Annotated in this window: 25 protein-coding genes and 1 pseudogene; 12 read left to right on the top strand and 14 right to left on the bottom strand. The window is 57.2% G+C overall.

All coding sequences use genetic code 11. The features are described from left to right. Both nikB and HBOR_RS18905 read right to left on the bottom strand, forming a co-directional pair. Window positions 1-951, bottom strand: a complete 951-nt coding sequence (gene nikB / locus HBOR_RS18910; protein ID WP_006055867.1) for a nickel ABC transporter permease — start codon at window positions 949-951, stop codon at window positions 1-3. A gap of 65 nt (window positions 952-1,016) precedes the next feature. Beyond that, window positions 1,017-2,543: an ABC transporter substrate-binding protein gene (locus HBOR_RS18905; RefSeq protein ID WP_129783022.1), complete on the bottom strand. Its 1,527-nt coding sequence runs from the start codon at window positions 2,541-2,543 to the stop codon at window positions 1,017-1,019. 447 nt (window positions 2,544-2,990) lie between these two features. Between HBOR_RS18905 and HBOR_RS18900 the strand changes: the two genes are divergently transcribed. Then, a complete protein-coding gene (locus tag HBOR_RS18900) occupies window positions 2,991-3,425 on the top strand; it encodes a hypothetical protein (protein ID WP_006055865.1) in 435 nt (144 codons plus the stop codon). Window positions 3,426-3,652: 227 nt separating this feature from the next. Here HBOR_RS18900 and HBOR_RS18895 read toward each other — a convergent pair whose 3' ends face one another. The 3 genes from HBOR_RS18895 to HBOR_RS18885 form a co-directional block, all read right to left on the bottom strand. Continuing rightward, window positions 3,653-3,874, bottom strand: coding sequence for a hypothetical protein (locus HBOR_RS18895; protein WP_006055864.1), 222 nt, complete (start codon window positions 3,872-3,874; stop codon window positions 3,653-3,655). Between the two features lie 19 nt (window positions 3,875-3,893). Beyond that, window positions 3,894-4,058, bottom strand: a complete 165-nt coding sequence (locus HBOR_RS18890) for a hypothetical protein (protein ID WP_162531010.1) — start codon at window positions 4,056-4,058, stop codon at window positions 3,894-3,896. A 232-nt stretch (window positions 4,059-4,290) separates the two neighbouring features. Beyond that, complete coding sequence (locus HBOR_RS18885) at window positions 4,291-4,968, bottom strand: IS6-like element ISHbo1 family transposase (protein ID WP_013440732.1); 678 nt, start codon at window positions 4,966-4,968, stop codon at window positions 4,291-4,293. 70 nt (window positions 4,969-5,038) lie between these two features. On the opposite strand from HBOR_RS18885, the gene HBOR_RS18880 reads away from it, so the two are divergent. The 3 genes and pseudogenes from HBOR_RS18880 (at window position 5,039) to HBOR_RS18875 (ending at window position 7,879) form a co-directional block, all read left to right on the top strand. Next, entirely contained in the window at window positions 5,039-5,449 is a 411-nt protein-coding gene (locus tag HBOR_RS18880) for a hypothetical protein (protein WP_006055862.1), read from the top strand. Continuing rightward, the gene (locus HBOR_RS19600; RefSeq protein ID WP_006055861.1) at window positions 5,446-5,772 is read left to right on the top strand and encodes a hypothetical protein; all 327 of its coding nucleotides are present in this window, start codon (window positions 5,446-5,448) and stop codon (window positions 5,770-5,772) included. The genes HBOR_RS18880 and HBOR_RS19600 overlap by 4 nt, the downstream gene beginning before the upstream one ends. A 428-nt stretch (window positions 5,773-6,200) precedes the next feature. Beyond that, a pseudogene (locus tag HBOR_RS18875) lies at window positions 6,201-7,879 on the top strand (transposase). A 624-nt stretch (window positions 7,880-8,503) separates the two neighbouring features. Here HBOR_RS18875 and HBOR_RS18870 read toward each other — a convergent pair. Next, window positions 8,504-8,836: a DMT family transporter gene (locus HBOR_RS18870; RefSeq protein ID WP_006055859.1), complete on the bottom strand. Its 333-nt coding sequence runs from the start codon at window positions 8,834-8,836 to the stop codon at window positions 8,504-8,506. A gap of 136 nt (window positions 8,837-8,972) precedes the next feature. On the opposite strand from HBOR_RS18870, the gene HBOR_RS18865 reads away from it, so the two are divergent. The 3 genes from HBOR_RS18865 to HBOR_RS18855 all read left to right on the top strand — a co-directional run bounded on the left by HBOR_RS18865 (window position 8,973) and on the right by HBOR_RS18855 (window position 10,625). Continuing rightward, window positions 8,973-9,761: a TrmB family transcriptional regulator gene (locus HBOR_RS18865; RefSeq protein ID WP_006055858.1), complete on the top strand. Its 789-nt coding sequence runs from the start codon at window positions 8,973-8,975 to the stop codon at window positions 9,759-9,761. A gap of 66 nt (window positions 9,762-9,827) precedes the next feature. Then, window positions 9,828-10,271: a cadherin-like beta sandwich domain-containing protein gene (locus HBOR_RS18860; protein ID WP_013440819.1), complete on the top strand. Its 444-nt coding sequence runs from the start codon at window positions 9,828-9,830 to the stop codon at window positions 10,269-10,271. Window positions 10,272-10,385: 114 nt separating this feature from the next. Next, a complete protein-coding gene (locus HBOR_RS18855; RefSeq protein ID WP_006055856.1) occupies window positions 10,386-10,625 on the top strand; it encodes a DUF7120 family protein in 240 nt (79 codons plus the stop codon). Window positions 10,626-10,706: 81 nt separating this feature from the next. Here HBOR_RS18855 and HBOR_RS18850 read toward each other — a convergent pair whose 3' ends face one another. From HBOR_RS18850 to HBOR_RS18835, 4 genes are all read right to left on the bottom strand, one after another. Continuing rightward, entirely contained in the window at window positions 10,707-11,792 is a 1,086-nt protein-coding gene (locus HBOR_RS18850; RefSeq protein ID WP_013440818.1) for a site-2 protease family protein, read from the bottom strand. 146 nt (window positions 11,793-11,938) lie between these two features. Then, on the bottom strand, window positions 11,939-13,411 hold the full coding sequence (locus HBOR_RS18845; protein ID WP_006055854.1) for an MATE family efflux transporter: 1,473 nt from the start codon (window positions 13,409-13,411) through the stop codon (window positions 11,939-11,941). Beyond that, a complete protein-coding gene (locus HBOR_RS18840) occupies window positions 13,408-14,007 on the bottom strand; it encodes a TetR/AcrR family transcriptional regulator (protein WP_006055853.1) in 600 nt (199 codons plus the stop codon). The genes HBOR_RS18845 and HBOR_RS18840 overlap by 4 nt, the downstream gene beginning before the upstream one ends. A gap of 185 nt (window positions 14,008-14,192) precedes the next feature. Continuing rightward, window positions 14,193-14,372 carry a hypothetical protein gene (locus HBOR_RS18835; RefSeq protein ID WP_241432381.1) on the bottom strand — a complete coding sequence of 60 codons (180 nt, stop codon included), beginning with the start codon at window positions 14,370-14,372 and terminating at the stop codon, window positions 14,193-14,195. 222 nt (window positions 14,373-14,594) lie between these two features. On the opposite strand from HBOR_RS18835, the gene HBOR_RS18830 reads away from it, so the two are divergent. Beyond that, window positions 14,595-15,392 (top strand): SDR family oxidoreductase, encoded by a 798-nt coding sequence (locus HBOR_RS18830; protein ID WP_006055851.1) that lies wholly within the window; start codon window positions 14,595-14,597, stop codon window positions 15,390-15,392. Window positions 15,393-15,530: 138 nt separating this feature from the next. Then, complete coding sequence (locus HBOR_RS18825; protein WP_049890759.1) at window positions 15,531-16,652, top strand: MFS transporter; 1,122 nt, start codon at window positions 15,531-15,533, stop codon at window positions 16,650-16,652. 32 nt (window positions 16,653-16,684) lie between these two features. Here the strand turns inward: HBOR_RS18825 and HBOR_RS18820 are convergent, their stop codons facing one another. Together HBOR_RS18820 and msrA are read right to left on the bottom strand one after the other, a co-directional pair. Next, on the bottom strand, window positions 16,685-17,206 hold the full coding sequence (locus HBOR_RS18820; RefSeq protein WP_006055849.1) for an NUDIX hydrolase: 522 nt from the start codon (window positions 17,204-17,206) through the stop codon (window positions 16,685-16,687). A gap of 114 nt (window positions 17,207-17,320) precedes the next feature. Continuing rightward, the gene (gene msrA / locus HBOR_RS18815; RefSeq protein ID WP_006055848.1) at window positions 17,321-17,866 is read right to left on the bottom strand and encodes a peptide-methionine (S)-S-oxide reductase MsrA; all 546 of its coding nucleotides are present in this window, start codon (window positions 17,864-17,866) and stop codon (window positions 17,321-17,323) included. A gap of 169 nt (window positions 17,867-18,035) precedes the next feature. On the opposite strand from msrA, the gene HBOR_RS20150 reads away from it, so the two are divergent. Next, window positions 18,036-18,185 (top strand): DUF7563 family protein, encoded by a 150-nt coding sequence (locus tag HBOR_RS20150; RefSeq protein ID WP_006055847.1) that lies wholly within the window; start codon window positions 18,036-18,038, stop codon window positions 18,183-18,185. A gap of 169 nt (window positions 18,186-18,354) precedes the next feature. On the opposite strand, the gene HBOR_RS18810 is transcribed toward HBOR_RS20150, so the two are convergent. Next, window positions 18,355-18,612 (bottom strand): hypothetical protein, encoded by a 258-nt coding sequence (locus tag HBOR_RS18810; protein WP_013440816.1) that lies wholly within the window; start codon window positions 18,610-18,612, stop codon window positions 18,355-18,357. 81 nt (window positions 18,613-18,693) lie between these two features. Then, on the bottom strand, window positions 18,694-19,755 hold the full coding sequence (locus HBOR_RS18805; RefSeq protein WP_006055845.1) for a zinc-dependent alcohol dehydrogenase family protein: 1,062 nt from the start codon (window positions 19,753-19,755) through the stop codon (window positions 18,694-18,696). Window positions 19,756-20,050: 295 nt separating this feature from the next. Between HBOR_RS18805 and HBOR_RS18800 the strand changes: the two genes are divergently transcribed. Then, on the top strand, window positions 20,051-22,291 hold the full coding sequence (locus HBOR_RS18800) for a hypothetical protein (RefSeq protein ID WP_006055844.1): 2,241 nt from the start codon (window positions 20,051-20,053) through the stop codon (window positions 22,289-22,291). A 216-nt stretch (window positions 22,292-22,507) separates the two neighbouring features. Continuing rightward, the gene (locus HBOR_RS18795) at window positions 22,508-23,518 is read left to right on the top strand and encodes a hypothetical protein (protein WP_006055843.1); all 1,011 of its coding nucleotides are present in this window, start codon (window positions 22,508-22,510) and stop codon (window positions 23,516-23,518) included. Window positions 23,519-23,863 lie beyond the last annotated feature (345 nt).

Here is a 23,863-nt window from a genome sequence, read left to right as displayed (position 1 = left end):
TCACGTCGGTTCACCCCCGAGACCGATTCGTGGGTCGAGTCGGCTGTAGGTCAGATCGACCGCGAAGTTCGTCAGGACAAAGATGACACCGATGAGTAGCGTCACGCCCTGAATAATCGGGTAATCGCGTGCGAAGATCGCATCAACCAGTAGCGTTCCGAGACCCGGCCGTTGAAACACGGCCTCGACGACGACCGCACCGTTGAGAACGTAACTCAACTGTAATCCGATGATCGTCACGACGGGAACGAGCGCGTTCCGGAAGGCGTGTTTGTAGATCACGATTCGCTCGCGCAGACCCTTCGATTGAGCGGTTCGAATGTAGGCGGCATCGAGTACGTCAAGCATCGCTGTTCGAACCAACCGGGTGATGATCGCCGCCATCCCCGATCCAAGCGTCAGCGCTGGGAGGACCAAATATTCGAGCCCGCCCGCACCCGCCACGGGGAATATATCGAGCCAGAGAGAGCAGGTGATGATGAGCAGGTACCCAAGCCAGAAGTTCGGCATCGAAACACCGACGAGTGAACCGAACTGTGCGGTGTAATCGAGCCGGCTACCCGGGTTGACTGCGCTTGCGATTCCGGCAGGGACCGCAATCGTGATCGCAACGAGCATCGAGGCGACGGCGAGCGCAACCGTATTAGGCAATCGCTGTACGATCATCGCCGTCACCGCCTGATCGCTATAATACGACTGGCCGAGGTCGCCACGAACCACATCACCCATCCAGCGCGTGTACTGCACCAAAAACGGGTCGTCAAGCCCGTTTTCCTCGCGGAACTGCTCGACTGCTTCTTGGGACGGCGTCTGTCCATCCATCTGCTGAGTCAGTATCGTTCGCGCGGGGTCGCCGGGCGTGACGAATATCATCCCGTACGTGAGAAGTGAGACGCCGAGCAGGACGACCCCCATTGTCAGCAGTCGCCTGAGAACTTCCTGCCCGTTCATGCTAGTCCCGACACCTTCCAGACGGAGCAGTGAACGAACCAGCCGCGCATTCGTTCCCGGTCATGTCAGTTACTCCGAGAAAGATCGGACCAATCCACCATATTGTCGATCGGATGAGCGTCGATTCCGGAGACGTTCGACTGTCGTCCGAAGACGTACTCGTTGTAGTACAGCGGTATGATCGCACCAGTGTCAACGACTCGTCGTTGTACTTCTCCGTAGTAATCGCGCTTCTCCGCCATTGTCTCAGCCCGGTATCCCTTCTCGATGAGGCGGTCGATTTCCGGACCGGGGTTGTAGATACCGGTTCCGTTTTGCTTGTGCAGTTTCCGGTTATCACTTCCCTTCGAGTGGAACATCGCTCGAATGAGATAATCACAGGCGGCGCTGTTTGAGCCAAACCCGACGAGTGTCAGATGTGACTCACCGGATGTGAACTTGTCATAGAACGATGCCGGGTCAACCTGCCGAATCTCGCTATCGACGTTGATGTCTTCGAGCCATCCGGAGAGGATCTGTGCAATCGTTCTATCGTCAGTGTTCTCGCTGTTGATCAGTATCGAGAGCGTTTCGCCGTCGTATTCGGACTCTGCGACCAGTTCTCGTGCCCGGTCTCTGTCCGGACCGTAGGTCGGGAGGTCGTCGTGGATAGCCCACGGAATAACTGACGAGATGGGGCCTCGTGCTGGCTCGCCGATTCCATTCAAGACGCTCTCAACGAGTTGGTTCTGATCGACAGCCCAGTTGAGGGCTTTGCGAAGTTGTTCGTCCGTCGTTGGCGATTTGTAGAGATTGACTGCGACGAATCCCGCTTCGGGTGCAAGTTGCGTTTCGATGGCCGTTTCGGCGGCCTCCGCAAGCGACGAAGCCTTGCTTTTCGGGGTTTTCTGGGCGACATCGATTGACCCCTCCTGAAGCGAGAGAACGCGCGTATTGGGATCTTTGATCCATTTGAACGTGAGCGTAGCGGGGTTCGGCGTTCCGTCCCGATGCTCGTCGTACGGCGCGAGCGTGACTGCCTGTTCCTCTTCGACATGCGCTACTTGGAATGGTCCTGTACCGACCGGTTTGTCAGTTGTATCGGGATGTTGGATCCCAAAGTAGTTGTGCGAGATCGTCCCGGGGAATGCAGGAAACGGCTCTGCTGTCTGGAATCTGACCGTGTAGTCGTCAACTGCCGTGACGCCATCAGGTTCGACTCCGATCCACCCCGGGACCCACGACCACTGCTCGAAAACGCGGTCGAACGAGCGAACGACAGCGTCAGCGGTAAGTTGATCACCGTTGTGGAAGGTAACGTCTTCTCGAAGAGAAAAGTCCCAAGTCGTTTCGTCAACCGTCCGCCACTCAGTTGCCAGCAGTGGTTCGGTCTCCATATCATCCGTAACGCCCACCAACGGCTCGAATACGTGGGTGTAGTACGGGTTGATACCGTTGAAGACATCCCACTTTTCTCGTGTCGGATCCCGAGCGAGAGCCACAGTGAACCCTTCGTCCGAGTTGGACTGTGAGCTACTACAACCCGCAATCAACCCAGCAGCGCCTGCTGCTACGCCGCCGAGAAATTGCCGCCTCGAAGAGTGTCTCTGCATCGATAATCACCCGGATACTGGTTGGCGCGGCATCAAAACTGGAGAAAAACGAGACTGTACTGCCACTCCGCGTACCGAATTAGGCCGAAGATGTTCCGGAGCCATAGTAGACACAGGACAACCCGGCATGAAAACAATACTGGTTTTGTTAAGTAAACTGTACTTGTATATGGTGTGGTATCACCCATCGTTCTGACGAAACCGTTCCGCGTATTCTCGCTCAAAAGAGATTTCACGGCAGGGCCCACGAGACGACACTCGGTACAGACTCACGCACCTCCAGAACCCCATGAGAAACGGGACGTGGACCTCTCAGTGTCGTCTTGGCCATATCGGTCTGAGCGTGGTTGTACTTGGACTGCCGTTATGTCTATTATCAGGCTGTGTTCATGCCATTTATTTCAGAGAAAACGTATGACGACTCCGATACGAATCTGAGATGAAGACATGCAGCGACGAACGTTCGTCGCCTCCAGTGTTGGGGTACTCGCATCGATCGCAGGATGTACCAGTGGACGGTCAACCGATCGTGAGAATGCGATAACAACAACGCCGAGTACAGAAGCGGACCAACCGACAGCAGACAAACAAATCACGGTTGTCACCGAAGAAACAGATCCCATCGAAGAGTCATTCATCCAGGCAAACATCGTTGAAAATGAAAGCCAGATATCCGAGACCGAGACAGTCTACAGGTATCGTGATGCGGAAGTCCAAGCCCTAGCGGAGGTACAGTCGGCGGTTCGAGAAGCGGGTGAGAACTCTGATACCTTCGGGGGTGGATCAATCTCTTCTCAGGAGCAGATGGAACGGGTTGCCGGGATAGACTACGTCAGATATCAGGATTACATCGTACGCGTTAGTATCGTGCGCCTTGACTGAGATCAGTATTTTCCGCGATTTGTCTCGGATTTGATATTCGTAGACACCCCCCAAGTACGAGCGCTGTGTTCATCCTCTATCTGGTAACGGTGTTTGAATTTCCTGCAGGACCGTCGCCTCCCACGGCTTTCGAGAGACGATTCAGCATACGTGCAAATGACTCACATTCACACATAGACTCTTGGATAGGCGTTCTATGACGTTCTCAGAGACTGAACGACCGATATTCAAGTAAAGGTGGAGAAAACCTCATTTTTATACTTTTTGAGAAATATCATCGATCCGATGAGAGTCGTGAAGAACACGAGAACAACAACAGCCCTTGAGATTGTTCTCGGCTCAGCGTTTCCGCCAACGACAACGCCGGCGAGCATAGCTACAATCAATGCAGTAAATAAAGAGAGAATATACGCGCCGACTGCCTGAACGGATTCTGCTATTCGCACCATAGACTCGTCTATCTCAAACTTAGAATAAATGGATAGCGACATACTCTAAGACATCAAATCCGTGAAATCCGAGAACAATCGGTGCGTAATCTCCTACGAAGGTGATTGTCGCGTACTTGTATCCACGCTTGTACTCGCCGTCTTTCTTGTATCCGCTCGCCATCTTCGGGTAGTTCGATTTCACGATGACGCGCTCCAAGGGATGACAGTGAGGACTCGATCGACGATTGAGCGTTACCTGAATTATTCGTTGAAAATATTATACTTTCTCTTTTTGAGTATATCCTCGCAGTTCAGGGATGGTATCTGGCTTGGACTACATTGATGCGAAAATTCGATTTAATGTCTCCAGGGCCAGCAGCAATGTCCCAGTAAAGAAGATCACATAGTAGAGGGCACGACGCAGAAGGCACTGTCTAGTTAGTGACCTCCTCAACCGGCGTACGTCCGTTGAGCGATTGATGCGGTCGTTGAAAGTTATAGTATTGCGCAAATTGTATGAACCACTCGCGGACGCTTCCGTGACTGCCCACCCACGAATTATGGAAGCGGTCGACTCGCATTTTGAGGGTATGAAACCATTTTTCGATGAGGTTTCGCTCGACGTAGTCAAGCCGACCGCTCAATCCTAATCGAGAGAGGGCAGTCTGATAGCCATAGCCATCAACCAGAAACACAGCATCTGAGAGATCATGTTTCTCGGAAAGTCGATGGAGAAACGCAGCAGCCGGATCGGTACCATGCCGTCCAAACAACTCGACATCGAGAATCAGCTTCGTCTCGATGTCTATTGCGGCGTACAACCAAGACCACTCACCGTTGATTTTGACAGCGGTCTCATCAACCGCAACCCGCTTCGGCGTTGCCTCAGGCGGGTTGTGACCGCTGTCAGCCAGTCGATGTACCCACTGCCAAACAGCTTGATGAGAGCGTTCAACGCCGAGTATTCGAAGAATTTCTTTTGTCTCTCTAAGCGAACACCCGGTCGCGTGGAGCTGGACGGCGAACACCCTGACGGGTGTCGCCGTCCGCTCACGCTCCCAAGTTTCTTCATAATCCGTCTCAAAGCACTCGCTGAGCAGGTCTGCGAGCATCTTGACCAACTAACTCAACGACCTGCTCGTTCCTCAAACTGGCTTAACTAGACAGTGCCTATCTCCTAATATGATCAATCGGATGAAACCTCCAAACAAGATCAGTAGAAGAACATTGATGGAAGTGAGTGGTCTCACTATTGCTGGATTGGCGTCTATGGGCGCAGTCAGTGCGGACCCTGGTAGTGAATCAACCCAAAAAGATCGCAAAGGTAGTTCTGCTGTTGGAAAGGGCTGGATTAAGGCGCAAGGAAACAAGGTCAAGTTGAATGTGACTCAGGAAGAAATTGACGAACTTGACATCTCAGACTTTCCTGAAGCACCAGAAGGTGCCAAATTGGTGACTCTCCAAGAAATCCAACTACAAGTTGGGGCAATCAACGAGAAAATTGAGTCTGGGGAACTAAAAATCGCCAGTGTGAATTCAAATGGAGTCCCAGAAGTAAAAAGAGCTAACAAAAACGGAGAATCGGATAAATGACGTGCAACAAGTCTGGATACGCTTATGAGATATATGGCGTGTACAATAGGTACGACATTTGGCTGAGCGAAGGAAATATCGATGACTTGAATGCACTGTTCGATATCGGGGCAGGGGCTTCAGCTATTGCTGATGCTCTGTATAAATGGGGTGTTCTTGAGGCTGGCACACCACCCGCTGTCGGAACTCTGATTGCAGGAGCTCTCTTGGTTGTTAAGGGGGAAATCAATTTGAAAGCTGATGGATGTGGGGTTCACATAGAGGTCCAATCCACAGCTCCTCCTCTTCCTACTGTCGGCTACCGAAACGTAGAATCTCAGTAACTAATTGGTTATTTTTTAGAACACATTTTCAGTATTTTTCAGATTCAATTCAACGGTTCACAAAAAGTTCAAGAATCCCCCATAAAAGTAAAAATCCACCCAAGGTGGCATATATTAGTGGGGGAATCGATAATAGATCGTAGTCAAACAGTTGTCCAATACCCAACAAAACTAGAACGGTACCCAACACAAATACAGCAGTTATCTTCCCTCGGTTCGTTAAACGATCTTCTAACATACTGGTCATTTTATCCACACTCATAATAAATGTTGGTTTGTTATAATCTTCCCGATAACGTGAGAGTTGGACGACACCGGTATAGGACGCCTTTGATGCATGTATCCAACGAATTACTTAGACTTGAAGATGCGACTATATTTCGAGCGTTGCGGTCATCTACTTGAATTCTGAGCCATAGTAAGGAATTATGCCCTCCACACAACTCTCTCGACGCGACGTCTACCGATCTCTCGCACAGCACGAGTATTCGACATGGCCGACCTATTCTTCCACACCCCTCTACGACCGAAGTTCACTCGGAGGCCTCACAGAAGACATCAGAACCGTCGCAGCAGAATGGTTCGACCACGAGGCTCACGACTCAGTCGAGACGTTCGTAGTTCACTATCCCCTCGAATACATCGACTTCGACCCGCACGACCGCGCTATTCTGTCTCGACTCAGTATCCGATGGCTCAATTGTTCAGGGCGTTTCTCCTCAAAGCACTCCACGGCTGGAGCCACGAGACCGCTCTCGTCGAATACCTCCAACAGCGTCCGTCGCTCGGTGAACAACTTGGCTCCGAGACGTTACCCGACCAGTCGACGCTGTGGCGAACGTGGAACCAACGGTTTACTACTGAAGTTCAGGAGACGATTCAGAAGGCTGCTCAAACGATTCTCGTCAAAGCGGAGATGGCTGGAGTAGATGTCCCCCGAAGCCCCCCACGGACGATCAACCGTCTCGACGAGAACGACGAGGATACTGCTCTCAATGACCAAGAAGTACTCTCGAAAACAGACAAGGTCGTCGAGGAAATTCAAAGAGTCGCGTATCCCTCGTTCTCGTTGCATCGAGGTGAGTCCAGAGAGATTCACACGAACTCGTTCTGGGACCTCCAGACGTACCTCGGACTCCGAGAGAACCTCGCTGCGAACGAGGGAGCACGGAGCTTCACACTCGAATCCGACCGTGAACGCACACCACTGGGTCACACTCACCGATCCAGCCTACGAGAACTCTCCATCGGGGAGGTTCGAGGAATGTATCGTGAGGCCGTTGGACGGCTGATAGACCGACTCGCAGAGACGAACGAGTTCTATCGTGCGGGAACCGTTGCAATCGACATCACAGAAGATGACCCATTCACCGGGGACCGGGCGGGACATGAGAGTGAGATTATCGGGACGAAGGAGAAGACGGATGAATACGCGTATCAATGGGCGACGGTCCAACTTGTGGGTAATGCAGTCCCGTTGGTCTTAGACGCCAGGCCAGTCCGGAAGGGCGATACCCGTCTTGAGATAGTGCGCGACCTACTCGACTCGGCAGAAGAGATGGTGATGGTCGACGACGTCTTGATGGATCGAGAGTTCGATAGCCAGCACGTCTTAGAAGAGATTTCTTCTCGGAGACTTCAGTACGTAGTTCCGAAGCGGATGCGGACTAGCGAGAAGGAAACAGCTCGTCAATTGTGCGAACACGATATTGACCGTCAATCGGTCGACCGTGGACTGCATTTAGGAGACGATGAGTGGCACGAGACAACTCTCGTGTATCGACGGAAGGAGAACTCTGAGCACACGGACTATCGGCAGTACTCAGTGTTCATGACGAATTACGAAACCGAGGCTATCGGAAAATATGGGTCGCGCTGGGAAATCGAGAGCGGTTACAAGAGTATCAAGCGGTTCATGGCCGCAACGACGTCGAAGAACTTCGTGCTGCGGTTCTTCTACTTCGCATTCGCGTGCCTATTGTATTCGATCTGGAGGTCAGTTGATCTCCTCGTGCAGGTCGAATTGGCTGGTGAATACGACCGGCCACCAGTGGTGACGGCAAATAGCGTCTTGACGCTGTTGAAGAAGCAGACAGGGATTGGGTAGGCTACCGTCCCGTTTCGACGTCCGCCCTGGTGGTGAGCAGCAGGTCCCTCCTGATGCTTGCTGCGTATCATAACCAGTTAGTGTTTTAGAATAAATCGGCGTGGAGACGGGGAATTGAAGCGACTCCCCTTCCTCAGTTCGGCTACATCCACGCATCAGAGGCCCTCTATACTGGATGTAGTCTCAACTTCCAGTCTTCACAAATAGATATATCGACATATGATTTATAAAATGTAGAACCAGCGTATTTTGCAGCGCTACTGTCTAAATTCGGACGATTCAGACCATCAGTACAGAACTTTGTTTTACCTCAATAAAGACAAGTGGATTCGAGGGGGTCCGCGCTGTCCCCTCATTCCAACCGCGAGACAAATGGCACAGTGACAATCGAAGGGAAAACCAGTTGAGTTCGGTGAGTGTGGGCGTTCCACCCGAGCGATCAGGTTATCCAATGCTAACACCGCTTCTCATCCCCCCGTTCAACGAATAAAGAGATGTGTCCCGAAGCATTATCCAGTACAGTCAGTGTGGTTACACCATATATAAGACCAGATAGCCAAGCTATGATACTTGACCGTGCCTATTTATACCCATATAAACAAATAGTACTATCAAAAGAGACAATTAGTGAACAGATACGTCGGAAACAACATTGATACAGTACACACCAACAACGATCAGGAGGATACCAAGAACACCGGCGAGGTCAATCGACTCATCAAAAAACACGATGCCGATTCCTGCGATGCCGACGATTCCCAACGCCGCCCACGTTCCGTACACGACGCCGATTGGGAGTTCCTCCATGGTCAGCGAAACCAGATAGAACGCAATCCCGTAGCCGAGGAGGACGCCCAAACTGGGAAGTGGTTTCGAAAACCCTTCCGAAAGTCTGAGAGCGGTCGTTCCGATGACTTCAGCGATGATTGCGCTGACAAGCAACAGATAGGGGTTCATACAATATGCTCCAACCACGATAGTATGGAGTTATTGGAATATAGCACCACTTGTGGTCCGTTTCAGGAAGTACAGCAACCGGTACGTCGAAACGGTATCATACACATATTTACTGAAAACAGAGAGACAGTTCGCTATGACGGCGCTGAGCGAACTGGGCCTCTCAAGTTACGAAGAGAAAGTCTATCGGACGCTCCTCGTAACCGGGACGGCGACAGCGACGGAGCTATCAGCGGCCAGTAGCGTCCCCAAAGGTCGCATTTACGATGTTCTCAATGGTCTCGAAGCCCGAACACTGATTCAAAGTCAATCAACTGATCCGACGAGATACATCGCCGTAGACCCCGAGACCGCAGTTGACAGACTGCTCGCCGAACGAACGGATGAACTACAACGGGAATGGAACCGCTACCACGAACTGGCAGCGACAATCCACTCTAATCTACCGCCAACCCCAGCGGCCGACGGCAGTGTCTGGCTTGGCACACTCGGTAGCGACGAGATGAACACTGCCATCCGGCAACACGTCCAGACTGCAACTCGCTCCGTACGCGGCACCGTAGGGCCACCCTACGAGCATGCATCGTGGGAGACGCTCCGGTCGGAGTTCGATGCGTTCTTCGGCGCGATGCAGACAGACGTCAGCGTCTCGCTCATATTCAGTGACGAGGTGCTAACGACGCTCCCTGAAACCTTCCCGGAGTTGGTAAAATCGAAATCGGTAGACATCTCGATCAGCGTGCTGCCGGAGATTCCGGTTTCCTTCGACATCATCGATCAAACCACGACGATGATCGATATCCCAAATCCACGGGGAGGAGCCGACCGATTCGGAGTCGTGGGAGTGAAAGAAACCGATATCGTCGCCGAGTTCGAGCGACAGTTTCAACAGTTGTGGTCCGACGCGATACCCTTGATCGGATGACAGCCGCCGTGCCCGCAACGGCGGTGCAGTCAAAACCCTCCGTTGTATATCACGCACAGAGACCGTATGGACAGACAACGTGACACGGCCCGAGTACCCGTCAACGTACTCAGACAACAGGTAGCTGACGCCGCCGGCGTCTCTGCGTCGCTCGTCGAAATCGAAAACGTAGACGTGGACGAAAACGTACTCTCAGTATCGTTCTCCGTGCCCGACGGCGACGCACCGATGGTGGAAGTTCTCGTCGAACACCCGGATGGGCGGACCGACTCGACAGTGGTCGAACTGCAAGGGCCGACGGGCCTGAAAGTGTACGGAGAGCAGATTCGCATCGAGTACGCCGGGCGTGACAGCGAGACCGACGATATCCTCGTGACGGTGGACCAACGCCGCGGTGATGACTGGGTGACACTCCTCGGATGCGGGCAGATGTGGGGCCGTCGAGACAGAACGAGACGGCGAACCGGTCCGCGTAACCTGCCACGCCGAGACACCGCATGGGGTTGGTGAGGAAAAGGGAACCGAGTAGCGGCGATTCCAGACGAAAGGTGAATCGGTGACGGGCGGCGCGAACGAACGCTCAGCAACCGGCCACTCAAGTAGGAGGAGTTCGAACCTTGACCGATGCCAATCGTCGAAGTGACACTCCCCGACGAGTTGTTGACCGAGTTCGAACAGCTCGTAGACGAAGAGTTCGTGACCGAGGAGCAAGCCGTCGAAGAGCTTCTGAGTATGGGTATCGACGCCTACAACGTCAGTGTCGTGGACGAATCCACGCCCGGCGACGACTTCATGGACGGCGCAGAAAACAACCTGTTCGACACCGCGAGCGACCCCGGCGGAATCAACGACGACCGACTCTGAACCGCGCGTGCTTTTCGACCGGGATCCGTTTCTCCCGGGCCACAAGCGTTCAAACGAGACGACGCGACCCCGATTCAGGCGTCACGTGAGAACCAGCGGAACGGGCGTAAAGGAGAGTACGCCGAGGAGAAGCGTGAGTCCACCAATCGCGAGTCGAGACGCTCCGAGCGCGGAATCGTCAAGCGGTTCTGCGCTCCCCATGCGGGCGAAAAAGAGCGTCAGGAATCCCCAGACGACCCAGAGGCTCACCGACTGACCGTCACCGAAAGCGTACAGATACGCGCCGAGACCGAACAGAGCGGCCGGGACGAGACGCTGAATCGTCCCGTGTGCGCGCCCGAACATCGCGCGGACGATGTGACCACCGTCGAGTTGCCCGACTGGAAGGAGGTTGAGGAACGTAACGAACGCTCCAACCCACCCGCCGACGACGACGGGATTGGCCATGAGGGATGCGTCGGCGTAGACGAGTTGCTCACCGAGTGCGGCCGCGATGAGTTGAATGAGCGGCGGGTAGCCCAACTGTATGGGGAACGCGCCGACTTCAACAGGCGGGAGCGTGACGCCGACGGCCGTCACGATAACTGTCGCTCCTAGGCCTGCCAGTGGACCAGCCACGCCGATATCGAACAGCGACTTCCGGTCGGGAAGCGTGTCGTTCATGCGGATAACCGCGCCCATCGTGCCGAGAAGCGTCGGGAGAGGGAGGAAATAGGGAAGTGACGCCTGCACGTCGTGATAGCGACTGGCGACGTAATGGCCGAGTTCGTGAACGCCGAGCACACCCAAGACGGCGACGGTGAACGGCCACGCTTCCACGATACGCGCAGGATGCGACAGGGTGTCGATGCCGTACCACTGTGACCCAGCGAACAGCGTCGTCAAGACGGTCGCAAGAAAGAGGATGACATTCGTCGTCGGGAAGCCGTCGATACCGACCGACCGCTCTCGTGCGACGAGAGCGTACTCTCCGAGTTCGTGTTCCATCGAAACGGTGTAGCCGCGGTCACGGAACAGCGGAGCGACGGCACGGACAACTGATTCGTGGTCCGAACGCGGTTCGCCGTAGTAACGCACCGCATCGGCCGTCGATTCCACCTCGTACACGTCGAACGTGTCAGCAAAGTGACTGGGATGAGGGGCATCGCCGGGAGCCGTCTCGCTCATCGTTCCAACTACGGACTGGACACACATAGGTCCACAGAATGTCGGAGGGAATGCCCGTGAACGAGGACGTTTTACGTGTCGCACCCTGGAGAACCCCGGGTGCCGCCACACAGTCTGTGCTACGTCGCCGAGCTTTTCGAACCCAATCAGTCGTCCGCAGGGACGGTTCGGGCGAGCGACTTGTCACGCCACGTGCTGCGACGGTACCACGCATAGGCGATGACCGCGCCCGCGACGTTGGAGACGGTGAACGCCATCCAGATGCCCGTGGAACCGTGGTCAAATGACTGCGAGGCGAAATACGCGAACGGCAGGCGGATGAACCCGAGCATCAGGACGGCGATAGCCGCTGCCGTCAACGTCTCGCCCGCACCGCGGAAACTCCCGGTGTACGAGCGCATGATACCGATGAAACCGAACGTCGGCGCGACCCAGTAGAGAAAGTCCACGCCGACGCGAATTACATCCGGATCGTTGGTGAACACCGCAATGATCGGTTCGGCGGCGACGAACGCGATGACACCGGCGAGCGTAAGGATACCGAACATCGCCATCGCCGCGATGTTTGCCGCCCGCTCGGCGCGCGCCGGCTTTCCAGCACCGATGTTCTGCCCGGTCATCGTCTCAACACCGCGGGCGACGGCGATAGCGGGGAGGAAGATGACCGAAAACACCCGCACACCGATACCGTACGCGGCGACGACGGTCGTCGGGAACATGCCGACGACGATGAGGAGCAGATTCACAGAGAGCGCACGGCCCGTCCCCTCGATGGAGGCAGGAATGCCGATAGAGAGGAGTCGTTCGAGAAAGTCGAAGTTGGGACTCATCTGCCAGAGGTGAATCTGGACACCGCGCGATCCGTCAAACATGATGTACAGGCCGACGATGAGCGCGAGCGAGCGCGAGAAGACAGTGGCGATAGCCGCGCCCGCGATTCCGGATCCGGTATAGCCCGTCATGGCGAACAGTTGCGACTGGAGATTGCCGAGTCCGAGCATCGTAAACAGCGGATTCGCCTCGAACCCGAAGATGAGGATGGGATCTAAGGCGATGTTGAGGACGACGGACCCGAACATGACGAGCATCGGCGTAATCGTGTCGCCGTACCCTCGCATGAGAGCGACGAAGACGAAGAAGCCGAACATGAACGGCAGGCCGAGCGAGATAATCTGCATATAGTCTCGCGCGAGCGGAAGCACGTCCGGCGACGCACCCAGTATTCCGAGGAACGGGCCAACTGCAACGTAGCCTAACACGCCGAGAAACAGCGATCCAACGAGCGAAAACGTCACCGTCTGCGATGCGGCGTATTCGGCTTCGTCCTCCTCTCCGGCACCCGTATGCTGGGCGACGAGGACGCTCCCGGCGACGGACAGGCCCATCCCGAAGGAGATGAGAAGAAACACCATCGGGAACGCGAAGCTGATCGCCGCAAGCGCGTCCGTGCTGAACCGACCGATCCAGTACGTATCCGCGAGGTTGTACGCCGTCTGGAGGAGGTTAGTGACGACGATTGGGAGGGACAGATAAAACAGCGGTCTGGCGATATCGCCGGACGTGAGGTCGAACTCGTCGCGTCCTTTGAATACGCGATCCAACCGGTCGCGGATACTCATTCGGTGTCCACCTCAGCGGACGCCGGGAGGAGCGTACTCTCGACGTAGCTTCGAAACGCCGACAGCGAATCGTCCAGCGGAGTGCCGACAGCGACGTTCTGCGTCCGTGCCCCCCTAACGTAGGTGGCGACGAACGACGCCGCCTCGTCGGGGGCAACGTCCTCACGGAAGGTCCCGTCCTCAACGCCCGCAGCGAGTATCGAGCGAATGCGTTCGGTGAAAGCGTCGTCAAACCGTTCGAGTCGCTCCCGGAACGACTCGTCGTAGGGTGCTTGCGCTTCGATTTCGAGGAGCGCCGTCCGGAACTCGTGCGGGTCGTCGTCAGCGGGTGGCAGCATCACCGTTTCAATGAGCGAGAGCAGTTGTTCCGCTGGGTCGTCACCCGGCGGGTCCGCGATACGCTCTTCGAACTGGCCGTAGAGGCGGTCGAGAAACGAGAGCAAGAGGTCGTGTTTGCAGTCGAAGTGGTAGTGAAGTGCCGCTTTACTCAATCCAGCCTCGTCCGCGATATCTTGCATCGTCAACGCCGCGTACCCGTGCGTACGGAGTGCGCTGTGCGTCCCATCCATGATGTCGTCGGCAGCGTCAGAACTCATGCATACCAACCGAGAAAATCGGTCACTACATGTACTGACTGTCTAGTCAGTCAAAAGTGTTGTACCTGACGAGCGGCGTGCCGCCAGCGACAGATCTATACCGCTCGGATCAACCGACAGAAGCCGTGAGACAGCACCACGTGCAGATAGACAAACGGGGACGACCGCAACAGTAGCGGCGGAAGTCAGCCGAAAAACTGGTTGGCGTCTCCCCAGAACAGATCCTGCGGCATCCGTCGTTTCTCGGCCCACGCCTCGAACGAGCGGTCCCCGAGGAGATGTCGCGTCACTTCTTCGGACAGAACACCCGACTCGAAGAGACTCCACACGTCCGCCTCGAGATCGTCCGTCAGGTCCGCTTGCATGACGAATACCATGGGGGCCGAAGGGTATTGGTGTTCACATCGTTACGTCGGGTTAGCACATCCTTAAGCCGCTAGCACAGCCGTTTGGTCCAGAAACACAGCGCGTAGTTACTGAGCAGCGAGTGAAGACTCAACCGAATACTGAGTGTCCATTCCGAACAAAACACCGCGAAAGCCACCGACACGGGTAGCGTTTTGAGGGAGTCACACCAGCCTATCCGTATGAACCTCGAAATCGCAGGGAACGCGGCGCTGGTGACGGCGTCGAGTAGCGGACTCGGTAACGCATCGGCGCGCGCACTGGCACAGGAAGGCGTGAACGTCGTAATGAACGGCCGGGACGAGGACCGACTCGAATCGGCAGTAGCGGAGGTGCAAGCCGATGCCGCCGATGACGCAACTGTGGTCGGGCAGACAGGTGATCTGACCGACCCCGAGGACATCGAGGCGCTGGTCGAACGCCCTGTCGAGGAGTTCGGCCGGTTAGATCATCTCGTCACCTCCGCCGGCGGCCCGCCGTCGGGACCGTTCATGGAGACGACCGACGACGACTGGTACGAAGCGTACGACCTGTTGGTGATGAGCGTTGTCCGGTCCGTTCGCGCGGCCGCAGACCACCTTCGGGCGGGCGACGGCGGGACCATCGTGAATATCACCTCTCGAAGCGTCAAGGAGGCCATCGACGGTCTCGTCCTCTCGAATTCGGTCCGAATGGGCGTTATCGGACTGGAGAAGACGCTCTCGAAGGAACTCGCTCCCGAAGTACGGGCAAACGCCGTCCTCCCGGGGTCCCACGAAACGCCGCGAATCGAGGAACTCATCGAACAGGGCGTCGAACGCGGCGAATACGAGGACTACGAAGACGGACTCGACGACTGGGGACAGGGAATTCCGGTGGGTCACATCGGAGATCCGATGGATCTCGGACGCACTGTCGCGTACCTGTCGTCGCCGCAGTCGGAGTACATCAACGGCGTCGCCGTCCCCATCGACGGCGGGTCCGGCGCGTCGAATCTCTGAAAAACGTCGTTGCCGGCGGGACAGAAGCTGTCGGCACCTGCGAAGGCTTCCGGAATCAGAAGCCACGTGGTCCCCCATCCCGGAGTCTCAAACGTGACAGAGACGACGAGGGACGACGGCCGGACGTACGCGACACGGATGCTGCTTGCCGTCTCCCTCGGCTGGGCCGTTCTCCAGATGGGCCGATTCCTCCTTTCGCCGCTCCTTCCGGCCATTATCAGCGACCTCGGAATTACTGAAGCGACGGCCGGTCTCACGCTCGCGGCGTTTCAGGGCGTCTACGCGCTGACACAGTACCCCGGCGGCGAGTACTCCGACAACTGGAACCGGACGACGCTCATCCTTCCGGGGCTGGCGATACTTGTCGTCGGATTCCTCCTGTTCGGCGTCGCCACCAGTCTCGCCATATTCGTTGTCGCCGCCGTCGTCGTCGGGCTTGGCAAAGGGCTATTCGCCATCCCGTCGCGCGCGCTCGTCTCGGACCTGTTTACGGCGCGTCGCGGCCGCGCACTCGGCATCTACGCCGCAGGGACGGACGTGGGCGGCTTGCTCGCCTCGGGTATCGCCGTCCTCGCGCTCACTTACGCGACGTGGCGGACGCCGTTTCTCCCAGTCGCCGTCATTCTCGCCGTCGTCACGGTACTGTACGCGGTCTGGACGCGCGAAACGTTCCGCGTTGGCTCGTCCTCGCTCGACGCGGTGAGTACGGTGCGCCGCCTCGTCGCCAGTTCCGAGCAACGCGGGACGCTGCTTGCGTTCTCGCTGTTTTACTTCATGGTCGGCGGATTCATCAACTTCTTCCCGACGTATCTCGCTCGCGCCCACGAGTTCTCGGACGGACAGGCGAGCGCAACGTTTGCCGTCGTCTTCCTCGTCGGTCTCGCCGTCAAACCGCTCGCTGGCGGTCTCGGCGACCGGTACTCGCGCCGGAGCATCGCTGTCGGCGGTCTGCTCCTCGCCGCCGTCGCACTGGCCGGTCTGACCCTTGCCACATCGACTGTCGGCCTCCTCGCGGCAACTGTCGTCGCCGCCGCGGGCTACAAAACCGGGTTCCCGCTCGCAGACGCGATTATCATGGACGACGCGCCCGCCGACGGAATGGGTGCTGACCTTGGCGCGGCGCGCGCCCTGTTTCTCGGAGCGAACGCCCTCGGTCCAGCGTACGTCGGCGTCGTCGTTACCTACGCCTCCTACGCGTACGCGTTCGGCGGACTTGTCGTCTGCTTGCTGGTCGCAGCGATGCTGTTGCTCCGAGGGTAAGTTCCGAAATCGAAGAGCGGGGGACAGATTCCTCAGTCGAAAAAGCGGTTCGTTCCCGGTACGTCGGCCGCGTCGTCCGGGAGTTCTGCGTACCAGTCGGCTTCGAACGCGTCGCCCTCGTGTACTGCCGCATCGCCCGTTTCCGGTGTCGCCGCGAAGACGACGAAGTTCCGGGTCGCCTCGCGTGCTTCGTCCTCCAAACGAACCGTAACCGTCCAGACGCCCTCAACACCGTCGAGCGTCACGTCGATACCCGCCTGTTGGCGTACCCACTGTTGGGCCACCGCCGCGTAGTCCTCACCCGGTTCGACTGCCGCGGAGGGAATCTTCGGCGTGCAGTCCTCGCTGACGCGCATGACCAACACTTCGCCGTCCTCGTTGACGACACCGACAGGAGCCAAATCATCGAGGTTGTCGAGCAGTTCGAACTGCGCTTCTTCGACAGTGTCTGTCTCCTCGAAGAACGGAACACCGGCGTCTCGGAGAGCGTCAAGGTCAGTTATGGGGCCGATTGCCGTCGATTCGGTCGTCTCTTCAGTGGCTGGCGGTGTCATCGTTGGAACTGGACTACGGGAAGTCCACCGGCCGCGGTGGCACGTCCGCCCCACTGTGTGTTCACTCAGTTGATAAAAATCTACCGCTGGGCCGAGTGAACGCTGGCGTGAATATTAGTTGACGCCGCGGACCTTCCCCTCGAATTTCTCGCGGACTTTCTCCAGTTTCGGTGGAATCTGAACCGCGCAGTAGGGCTGGTCGGGATTCTTCTCGTAGTAGTCCTGGTGGTACTCTTCGGCCTCATAGAACGTATCGAGCGGCGCGACTTCGGTGACGATGTCGTCGTCGTAGACGCCGGACTCGTTCATCTCGTCGATGAGCGATTCGACCGTTTCACGCTGCGCTTCGGTGTGATAGAACACCGCAGAACGGTACTGCGATCCGACATCAGGGCCCTGCCGGTCCTCAGTCGTCGGGTCGTGAATCGCAAAGAACACTTCGAGGAGTTCCGCGAAACTGATTTCCTCGGGGTCGAATTCGACCTGTATAACCTCGGCGTGGCCCGTCGTTCCTTCGCAAACTTCCTCATACGTGGGATTTTCGACGTGGCCGCCGGCGTAGCCCGAGGTAACGGACTCGACGCCGACGAGTTCTTTCATCGGTGCCTCGAGACACCAGAAACAGCCACCACCGAGTGTCGCACGTTCCGTATCGCTCATACGTCGCCTTGCATCGGCACGAGCAAAAGCCCCTCGGAGCCGGAAGTATCCGACCGCTCGGCGAAGATCTACCACGAATTTGGGTGAAAAACCGGAAAATGCTCATTAGGTATTTCGACTACCTTGAGAACGAGGAACACACAGATGACCGCAGCACAGGAGCAAGAGAATGGCGACGTGTGACCACTGCAGTACGCACGTCTCCGAGCGGTTCGTCCGTGTCTTCGCGGACGACTCGGGGGCGGTCCGCGCCTGCCCGAACTGTTCGGCTAACGCCGGTATCGCCGAAGTGATGCGTAAACGCACCCAGCGTGCCTGAACTCACCCGCTGGCGCTACTGCCCGGGTGCGTCGAACACTTCGACGACCCAGTCACATCGAATGCTTCGACCATCCGGTCTCTATCCTCCTTGATGTCGAGTTGCCGGAGAAAGCAGTTGACTGCAAGTCGTGAGTATGCGTCGGCCTCGTCCCGGGAGCGGAGAACGATCAGTCCGGCGGCGGCGGCCGTTCTGGCTCTTTAGCGTCGTCAGCCTGTGTGACGAACAATCGTCGCGGGAGGACGATACCGCGTGCGAAGATGTACCCGATGAGTCCGATCACAACGCAGATGACCGACTCCATGATCCCAATCGGACCGAGCGCGACACGCCAGAATACAAGAACTGATACTGGCATCGTAACCGATAACGTCACGTCCATGAAGACGGCGAGTATAAACGCGACGGGGTGGGTTTGTGTCGGCACTACTATCACCAGAGGGTATTCTATCAACCTGTTTTATCTTATCAGTATTGAATCTCACGGGTGAGAGATTCCGGACGAGATTCAGAATTCGTCGATAACCGGGATGCCAACCGTTTCGAAGTTCGTCATCGCGGCAAGTGTCTCGGAAACGTCGTCAAGGGCAACACGGTCCGTGACGACGGCACTCGGGTCGAGTTTTCCGCTCGCTACCATCCGGAATATTTCGTCGTACTTCGTCGGCGGCATCCCCAACGACCCGATGAACTCGATTTCGCTCATGACCATCGCGTCCGTGGGTAGTTCGATAGTACCGCCTTCCGCTTCGGTCGTCAGCCCAATCTGGACGTGTTGCCCACGTGCACCGAGACTCTGTATGGAGTTCCGGCACGTTTCCGGAATACCGAGTGCATCGACCGAGACGCCGACGTGGTCGTCCGCGATAGCACGAACTGCGCCGGGGACGCTCCCCGCATCGTTGGCATTCACCGTCGCCGCCGCGCCGAGTTCTTCAGCCAGTTCCAGTTTCTGGTCGTCGAGGTCCACGGCGACGACGTTGCCGCCGAGTGCATCAGCGATGTGGACGGCCGAGAGACCGACGCCGCCGCACCCGTGGACGGCAACCCAGTCGCCCGCCTCGATGTCCGCGCGGTGAGCGAGCGCGTGGAACGAGGTCATGAACCGGCAACCGAGACCGGCCATATCGATAGACGAGACGCCCTCGGGCAGACCAACGACGTTGTAGTCGGCGGCCGGGACGTGTACCTGCTCTGCGAACGCTCCCTGCGCTACCTCAGCGAAACCGAGCGGGACGACGTTCTCGCAGGTGTTTCCGTGGCCGTTAGCGCACTGCGGACAGGTTCCGTCACCGAGATTGAACGGAATCGCAACGTGGTCACCCTCGCGGACCGTCTCCACGTCAGATCCAACTCCGACGACGCGTCCGGCGGGCTCGTGGCCGAGAATCTGGCCTTTCGGCGGTTTGAGACCTAACCAGTCCCAGTCGCCTTGCCATGCATGCCAGTCGCTCCGGCAGATGCCACAGGCCTCCAGTTCGACAACCACGCCGTCCGCGGCGGCATCAGGTGCAGCCACGTCTTCGATACTGAGCGGTTCGCCGTACTCCTCTAACACTGCGGCACGCATACCGGCGAGTCGAACGAAAACACCATAAGTATTAGCTAGATTACAACTATTTGGAAATTACCGATTCCGCGGCGCGGAGTGTCCGCCAACCGGATTCTCTCGCATGGGTGAGTTAGCGACACCGTATCGGTGAATTCGGCGGCATCCGGACGACAAACGTGGTACTCAGCCGACAAAAAGTGGTTCAGGACCACAAGACCTATTCTGGTGTTCTCGTACCCAGTGTTGTGAATCACGACACGTTCGGGAGCATCTCCGGGCACCACCTACCGACCGTGACAGGAGGGTTGTCGCCGTGACGGACGGCGGGAGCGAACTCACACGGCGACGACTCCTCGCAGCCGTTGCCAGCGCGAGCGCTGCGGCCGTCGCCGGCTGTTCGGCGACAGAAAGCGAACCGAACGCCACTACCACCGCGGTTCCGACGGACGAGGCGCGGACGCTGGCCGAGCGCTACGCACCGGTGTTGTACTTCGACGCAAACGAGCGCTGGTTCCCGACGGACCCCCGACCGTACGAGTCCGAGAGCGACGGCGAACCTGTTGTCGAGGGGTTCGACGCCCTCGACGGCTACAGCGAACGTGCGACGGAAACGCCCGTTCCCGACCCGACGGTGTTCTACAACGTCCGGTCGTACGAAGAGTCGCCACTGACTGTGGTCCAGTACTGGTTCTACTCGGCGTTCGACCAGTTCACGACGAATTTCCATTGGCACGACTGGGAAGTAGTGCACGTTTTCATCGATACCGAACGCGACAGCGCACGGTTACACGTCGCGAGTTCGCACTCCCGGCGCGTGCCGAACAACGAACACCTCGATCCGATGGAGGAAGTCCCGAGGATACTCTCGGAGTTGGGGTCACATTCCAGTGCGCTCTCGCTGAACGAGGAGCGAGAGAGCTTCCAGCGCGTCTCCGTCGGCGACATCTCGGCCGACATCACCAACCGGGCGATTCGCGGCCTGTCCTCGCTCGAGAACGTTCCCGCGGCGTACGGACTACCGCGCGACGAGGGATTCCGCCTGCCGTTCGTCGTCCCCGAACTGGACGGGAAACCGGTGTACGAACACGAGCGACTCCCCGCGGTCACGCGTGATACGCTCGTCCCCGAGGCACTCACCATCCGGTCGTTCGACGACCTCACGTCGCCGCCGACGGACCTTCCCGGCCGCGAAACGGGACTCGCTCTCGACTTCGAGGGCCGAAACGACCCTGAAGGAGACGAGACGTACGAACTGGTTCCAGCCACAGAGGTCGAACATCTCACGGCGTTCACCGGCACACAGTTGAGTTTCGAGTTCAACGTTACCCAGTTTGCCGAGGACGCCATTGCTGGCCACCTGACGACGACAGACGCACCGTGGACGCAAGAGCGATACGAGGATCCGGCGGCGGATATCACCGAACCGGCACACCGGGCCGCGCTGGCGGAACAGTACGATGCAATCGGTGCGCCGGGTTCGGTCGGCAGCGTCGTCGCGGCGGTGACAGAAGCCGTGACGACCGACGACGCGCCGGAAAACGAGGGGCTCACAACCCAAACGTCGAACGTAGAGGCCGTCGCCCTCTTGGAAAGCGACCCCGAGGCAGTTCCGACGTTCGGCGGCGTCGCCCTCCTCAGAGACGTACCGCCGGGCGAACACCGCTTGACTGTCAACCGAGCCGGTGCGGCACCGTACAGTCAGCAACTCAGCGTCAGCGACGCGACAGAGAACGAGACAGCGACAAACAACGCGACTGAAACGGAGACAGCGGCGGGCGGCACTGACGACGCGACGGCCGAAGAAACCGAAAGCGAAAACGAAGCCGACCAGACGCCGCCGGGTGTCGCCGTTGCGGGTGTAGACGGCGAGATACCACTGGTTGCGTCGGGTGACGCCGTGAAGCTACGCGTGGATGCTGACGGAACCGATGCGACGCTGACCGACGTGGCCGTCGAAGACGACTTCGCCGGGCGACTGTACGACTCGCCCGTAAACGGCTCTGACGCCGTCTACGTCCACCGCGGCGGCGCGTACACGACCGAAGTCCGCGACACCGACGACGCCATCGGCGCGTTCAGGGTCAATCCGGCGGAGGAGCCGTCAGTTACCATCGACCGACCGAGAACGGGGAAAGCGTCTCTCGCCTCGTTCCTCGCAGATGTGACGCGTGAAACGGCAACGACGGTGCAGGAGGCGGCAGAAGGGACGGACGGCGGCGGAGACAAAAACGGAAGCGGCGGAGACAAAAACGAGAGCGGCGGCGACGATTCCGGTACCGGCGGTGGACCCAGCGCGAACGCCATCCACGGCCTGACGAAATCGCTCGAAGCCATCGCGGCGGCCGCCGACCGAGCCGCAGAGCGTGCCGAATCGAACGATGCACCGGGAGCGGACAAGGCACTCGAAGCCGCCACGGATAACCTTCAGCGAGCGAAGGACCGACTTGAAGCGGCGAGCGACGGCCTGCCTGACCCGGCAGCGAACGCCGCGCGCAACCGACTCGACCAAGCGACCCGCCGGTCCGAACAAGCACTCGCCGCAGAGAAACTCTGAGGCGGACGGGTGCCATGTCTTCCCGGTGATTGCTGACTCGGTGAGAGCAATCAGCGGTAAATGGGTCTTTCCTGATACAGTGCCCGGCGTTCAAGAGTGACGCTCGGACTGCCCACCGTCTCAGGAGCCGCCCGAATTGGGACCTAACAGCCCGACAGAACGTTATCACGATCATTATATGCCGTGGACAAGAACGTATGGCGAAATAACCACAGAATGACCGAAATGGCAGGTGAACTTAATTTACCACTCGTTGACCCTCTCAGTACTTTTGAAGACGATTTCGGGCTTGATCTCTCCCAGCAGGTCTGTATCTCCCAAGCTACGCCGACATATTACAAATTGAAAGACGAGGTCGTAGAGGAATTTATCGACGCAGTTGCAGCCATGCATGGTGAAACTCCCGCCAGAGAGGTTCAAGATTTATTAGACCATATGAAGACTGCGAGTAATCAGCCAGCAGTTGGTCAAACATACGACCACGTCGTTCGGGAATCACTGGGCTGTTCAGGATATATTCGGGGTGATGGAAAATCGGTTCAACCGCTTCCACGCGAGTCGTTTCATGTCTACCGTGAGTTCTATCGACTAACGCAGGTGTTTCTCTCACAGCAAACTGGATATAGGGGAGGGCTTTACCGGGGGCTCTATCCAGAGGAGATTGCACCCATTGTGACTGCAGTATTAGAGCAACCCGACAGCCAGATGATCGAAATCGAATCAGCAGTTGTCAGTAGCTTTTCGCTTGGAGAACAGGTTGCGCGTGGCTTTTCTCGAGGAGTTGTCTGTGAGTTCGATCCCCAGCGAACAGGCATCGCCTTTGCGCCGGACTGTTTTTTCCAACCACCCGCACATACGGGATTAGAATGTGAATTCCACGTCCTGACAGGAGCAATCCAACTCCCCATAGACAAGCTTCTGGTCCACTTTTATGACCGTGACAGTGATCGCGAGCCCCGAAAACTCCGGCGGACGATCCAGTTGCTGAGTACGCCTGTGAGATTAGATGAAGTCCAGCATCAGGATATTGCTGATCTGCTTGATATCACCGTTGAACAGGACATACAGACAGAGATGGATTTGACAGTACAGGCGCCAGATCCAAATGAGCGACTGTGGAACTGGATTGACTACATTACAGCGGAGTCAATATTCGCCCCCAAAACGATCGAAGTACTCTCGAACTATGCGGAATACGTAGTTGGCCCCCGAGATCTCGGCGCGTAGCCTTGCAAAGAGATATTGAAAAAAGCAAAGCTTCTTTATTGTACCAATTAAGTTGTCAATGTATGAGTGACCAACCTGGCGACCGAGGGGCCCCATTTGATCGAACGGTTGTTCGAGACCGCTCGATCGATTCCATCCCCAAGGATCCAATCCAGGTCCGGGTAAGCCACGACCGAGACCTCACGTGGCTGCAAGCTTATCGTCAGCAATCAGAACCGCAGAATACGCGCTTCACAAACTGTTCAGAGGACGAACTGGACGACAAGCTCGACCGTGTGACAGCAGCACTTGAGGCCCGAGAGTCTTCGAACGTCGAGCGTGAATTCCACGCAAGCGACTAATCGC

The sequence above is a fragment of the Halogeometricum borinquense DSM 11551 genome, from assembly GCF_000172995.2.
Lineage (GTDB): Archaea > Halobacteriota > Halobacteria > Halobacteriales > Haloferacaceae > Halogeometricum > Halogeometricum borinquense.
Note: the sequence above shows the minus strand (reverse complement) of the source record. Positions and strands in the feature narration are given on the sequence as shown.

What these genes read in the sequence shown, in the direction of transcription:
- nikB (WP_006055867.1), bottom strand. Translation starts at nt 951, where the DNA reads ATGAACGGGCAGGAAGTTCTCAGGCGACTGCTGACAATGGGGGTCGTC.
- HBOR_RS18905 (WP_129783022.1), bottom strand. Translation starts at nt 2,543, where the DNA reads ATGCAGAGACACTCTTCGAGGCGGCAATTTCTCGGCGGCGTAGCAGCA.
- HBOR_RS18900 (WP_006055865.1), top strand. Translation starts at nt 2,991, where the DNA reads ATGCAGCGACGAACGTTCGTCGCCTCCAGTGTTGGGGTACTCGCATCG.
- HBOR_RS18895 (WP_006055864.1), bottom strand. Translation starts at nt 3,874, where the DNA reads ATGGTGCGAATAGCAGAATCCGTTCAGGCAGTCGGCGCGTATATTCTC.
- HBOR_RS18885 (WP_013440732.1), bottom strand. Translation starts at nt 4,968, where the DNA reads ATGCTCGCAGACCTGCTCAGCGAGTGCTTTGAGACGGATTATGAAGAA.
- HBOR_RS18880 (WP_006055862.1), top strand. Translation starts at nt 5,039, where the DNA reads ATGATCAATCGGATGAAACCTCCAAACAAGATCAGTAGAAGAACATTG.
- HBOR_RS19600 (WP_006055861.1), top strand. Translation starts at nt 5,446, where the DNA reads ATGACGTGCAACAAGTCTGGATACGCTTATGAGATATATGGCGTGTAC.
- HBOR_RS18870 (WP_006055859.1), bottom strand. Translation starts at nt 8,836, where the DNA reads ATGAACCCCTATCTGTTGCTTGTCAGCGCAATCATCGCTGAAGTCATC.
- HBOR_RS18865 (WP_006055858.1), top strand. Translation starts at nt 8,973, where the DNA reads ATGACGGCGCTGAGCGAACTGGGCCTCTCAAGTTACGAAGAGAAAGTC.
- HBOR_RS18860 (WP_013440819.1), top strand. Translation starts at nt 9,828, where the DNA reads ATGGACAGACAACGTGACACGGCCCGAGTACCCGTCAACGTACTCAGA.
- HBOR_RS18855 (WP_006055856.1), top strand. Translation starts at nt 10,386, where the DNA reads ATGCCAATCGTCGAAGTGACACTCCCCGACGAGTTGTTGACCGAGTTC.
- HBOR_RS18850 (WP_013440818.1), bottom strand. Translation starts at nt 11,792, where the DNA reads ATGAGCGAGACGGCTCCCGGCGATGCCCCTCATCCCAGTCACTTTGCT.
- HBOR_RS18845 (WP_006055854.1), bottom strand. Translation starts at nt 13,411, where the DNA reads ATGAGTATCCGCGACCGGTTGGATCGCGTATTCAAAGGACGCGACGAG.
- HBOR_RS18840 (WP_006055853.1), bottom strand. Translation starts at nt 14,007, where the DNA reads ATGAGTTCTGACGCTGCCGACGACATCATGGATGGGACGCACAGCGCA.
- HBOR_RS18835 (WP_241432381.1), bottom strand. Translation starts at nt 14,372, where the DNA reads ATGCAAGCGGACCTGACGGACGATCTCGAGGCGGACGTGTGGAGTCTC.
- HBOR_RS18830 (WP_006055851.1), top strand. Translation starts at nt 14,595, where the DNA reads ATGAACCTCGAAATCGCAGGGAACGCGGCGCTGGTGACGGCGTCGAGT.
- HBOR_RS18825 (WP_049890759.1), top strand. Translation starts at nt 15,531, where the DNA reads ATGCTGCTTGCCGTCTCCCTCGGCTGGGCCGTTCTCCAGATGGGCCGA.
- HBOR_RS18820 (WP_006055849.1), bottom strand. Translation starts at nt 17,206, where the DNA reads ATGACACCGCCAGCCACTGAAGAGACGACCGAATCGACGGCAATCGGC.
- msrA (WP_006055848.1), bottom strand. Translation starts at nt 17,866, where the DNA reads ATGAGCGATACGGAACGTGCGACACTCGGTGGTGGCTGTTTCTGGTGT.
- HBOR_RS20150 (WP_006055847.1), top strand. Translation starts at nt 18,036, where the DNA reads ATGGCGACGTGTGACCACTGCAGTACGCACGTCTCCGAGCGGTTCGTC.
- HBOR_RS18805 (WP_006055845.1), bottom strand. Translation starts at nt 19,755, where the DNA reads ATGCGTGCCGCAGTGTTAGAGGAGTACGGCGAACCGCTCAGTATCGAA.
- HBOR_RS18795 (WP_006055843.1), top strand. Translation starts at nt 22,508, where the DNA reads ATGACCGAAATGGCAGGTGAACTTAATTTACCACTCGTTGACCCTCTC.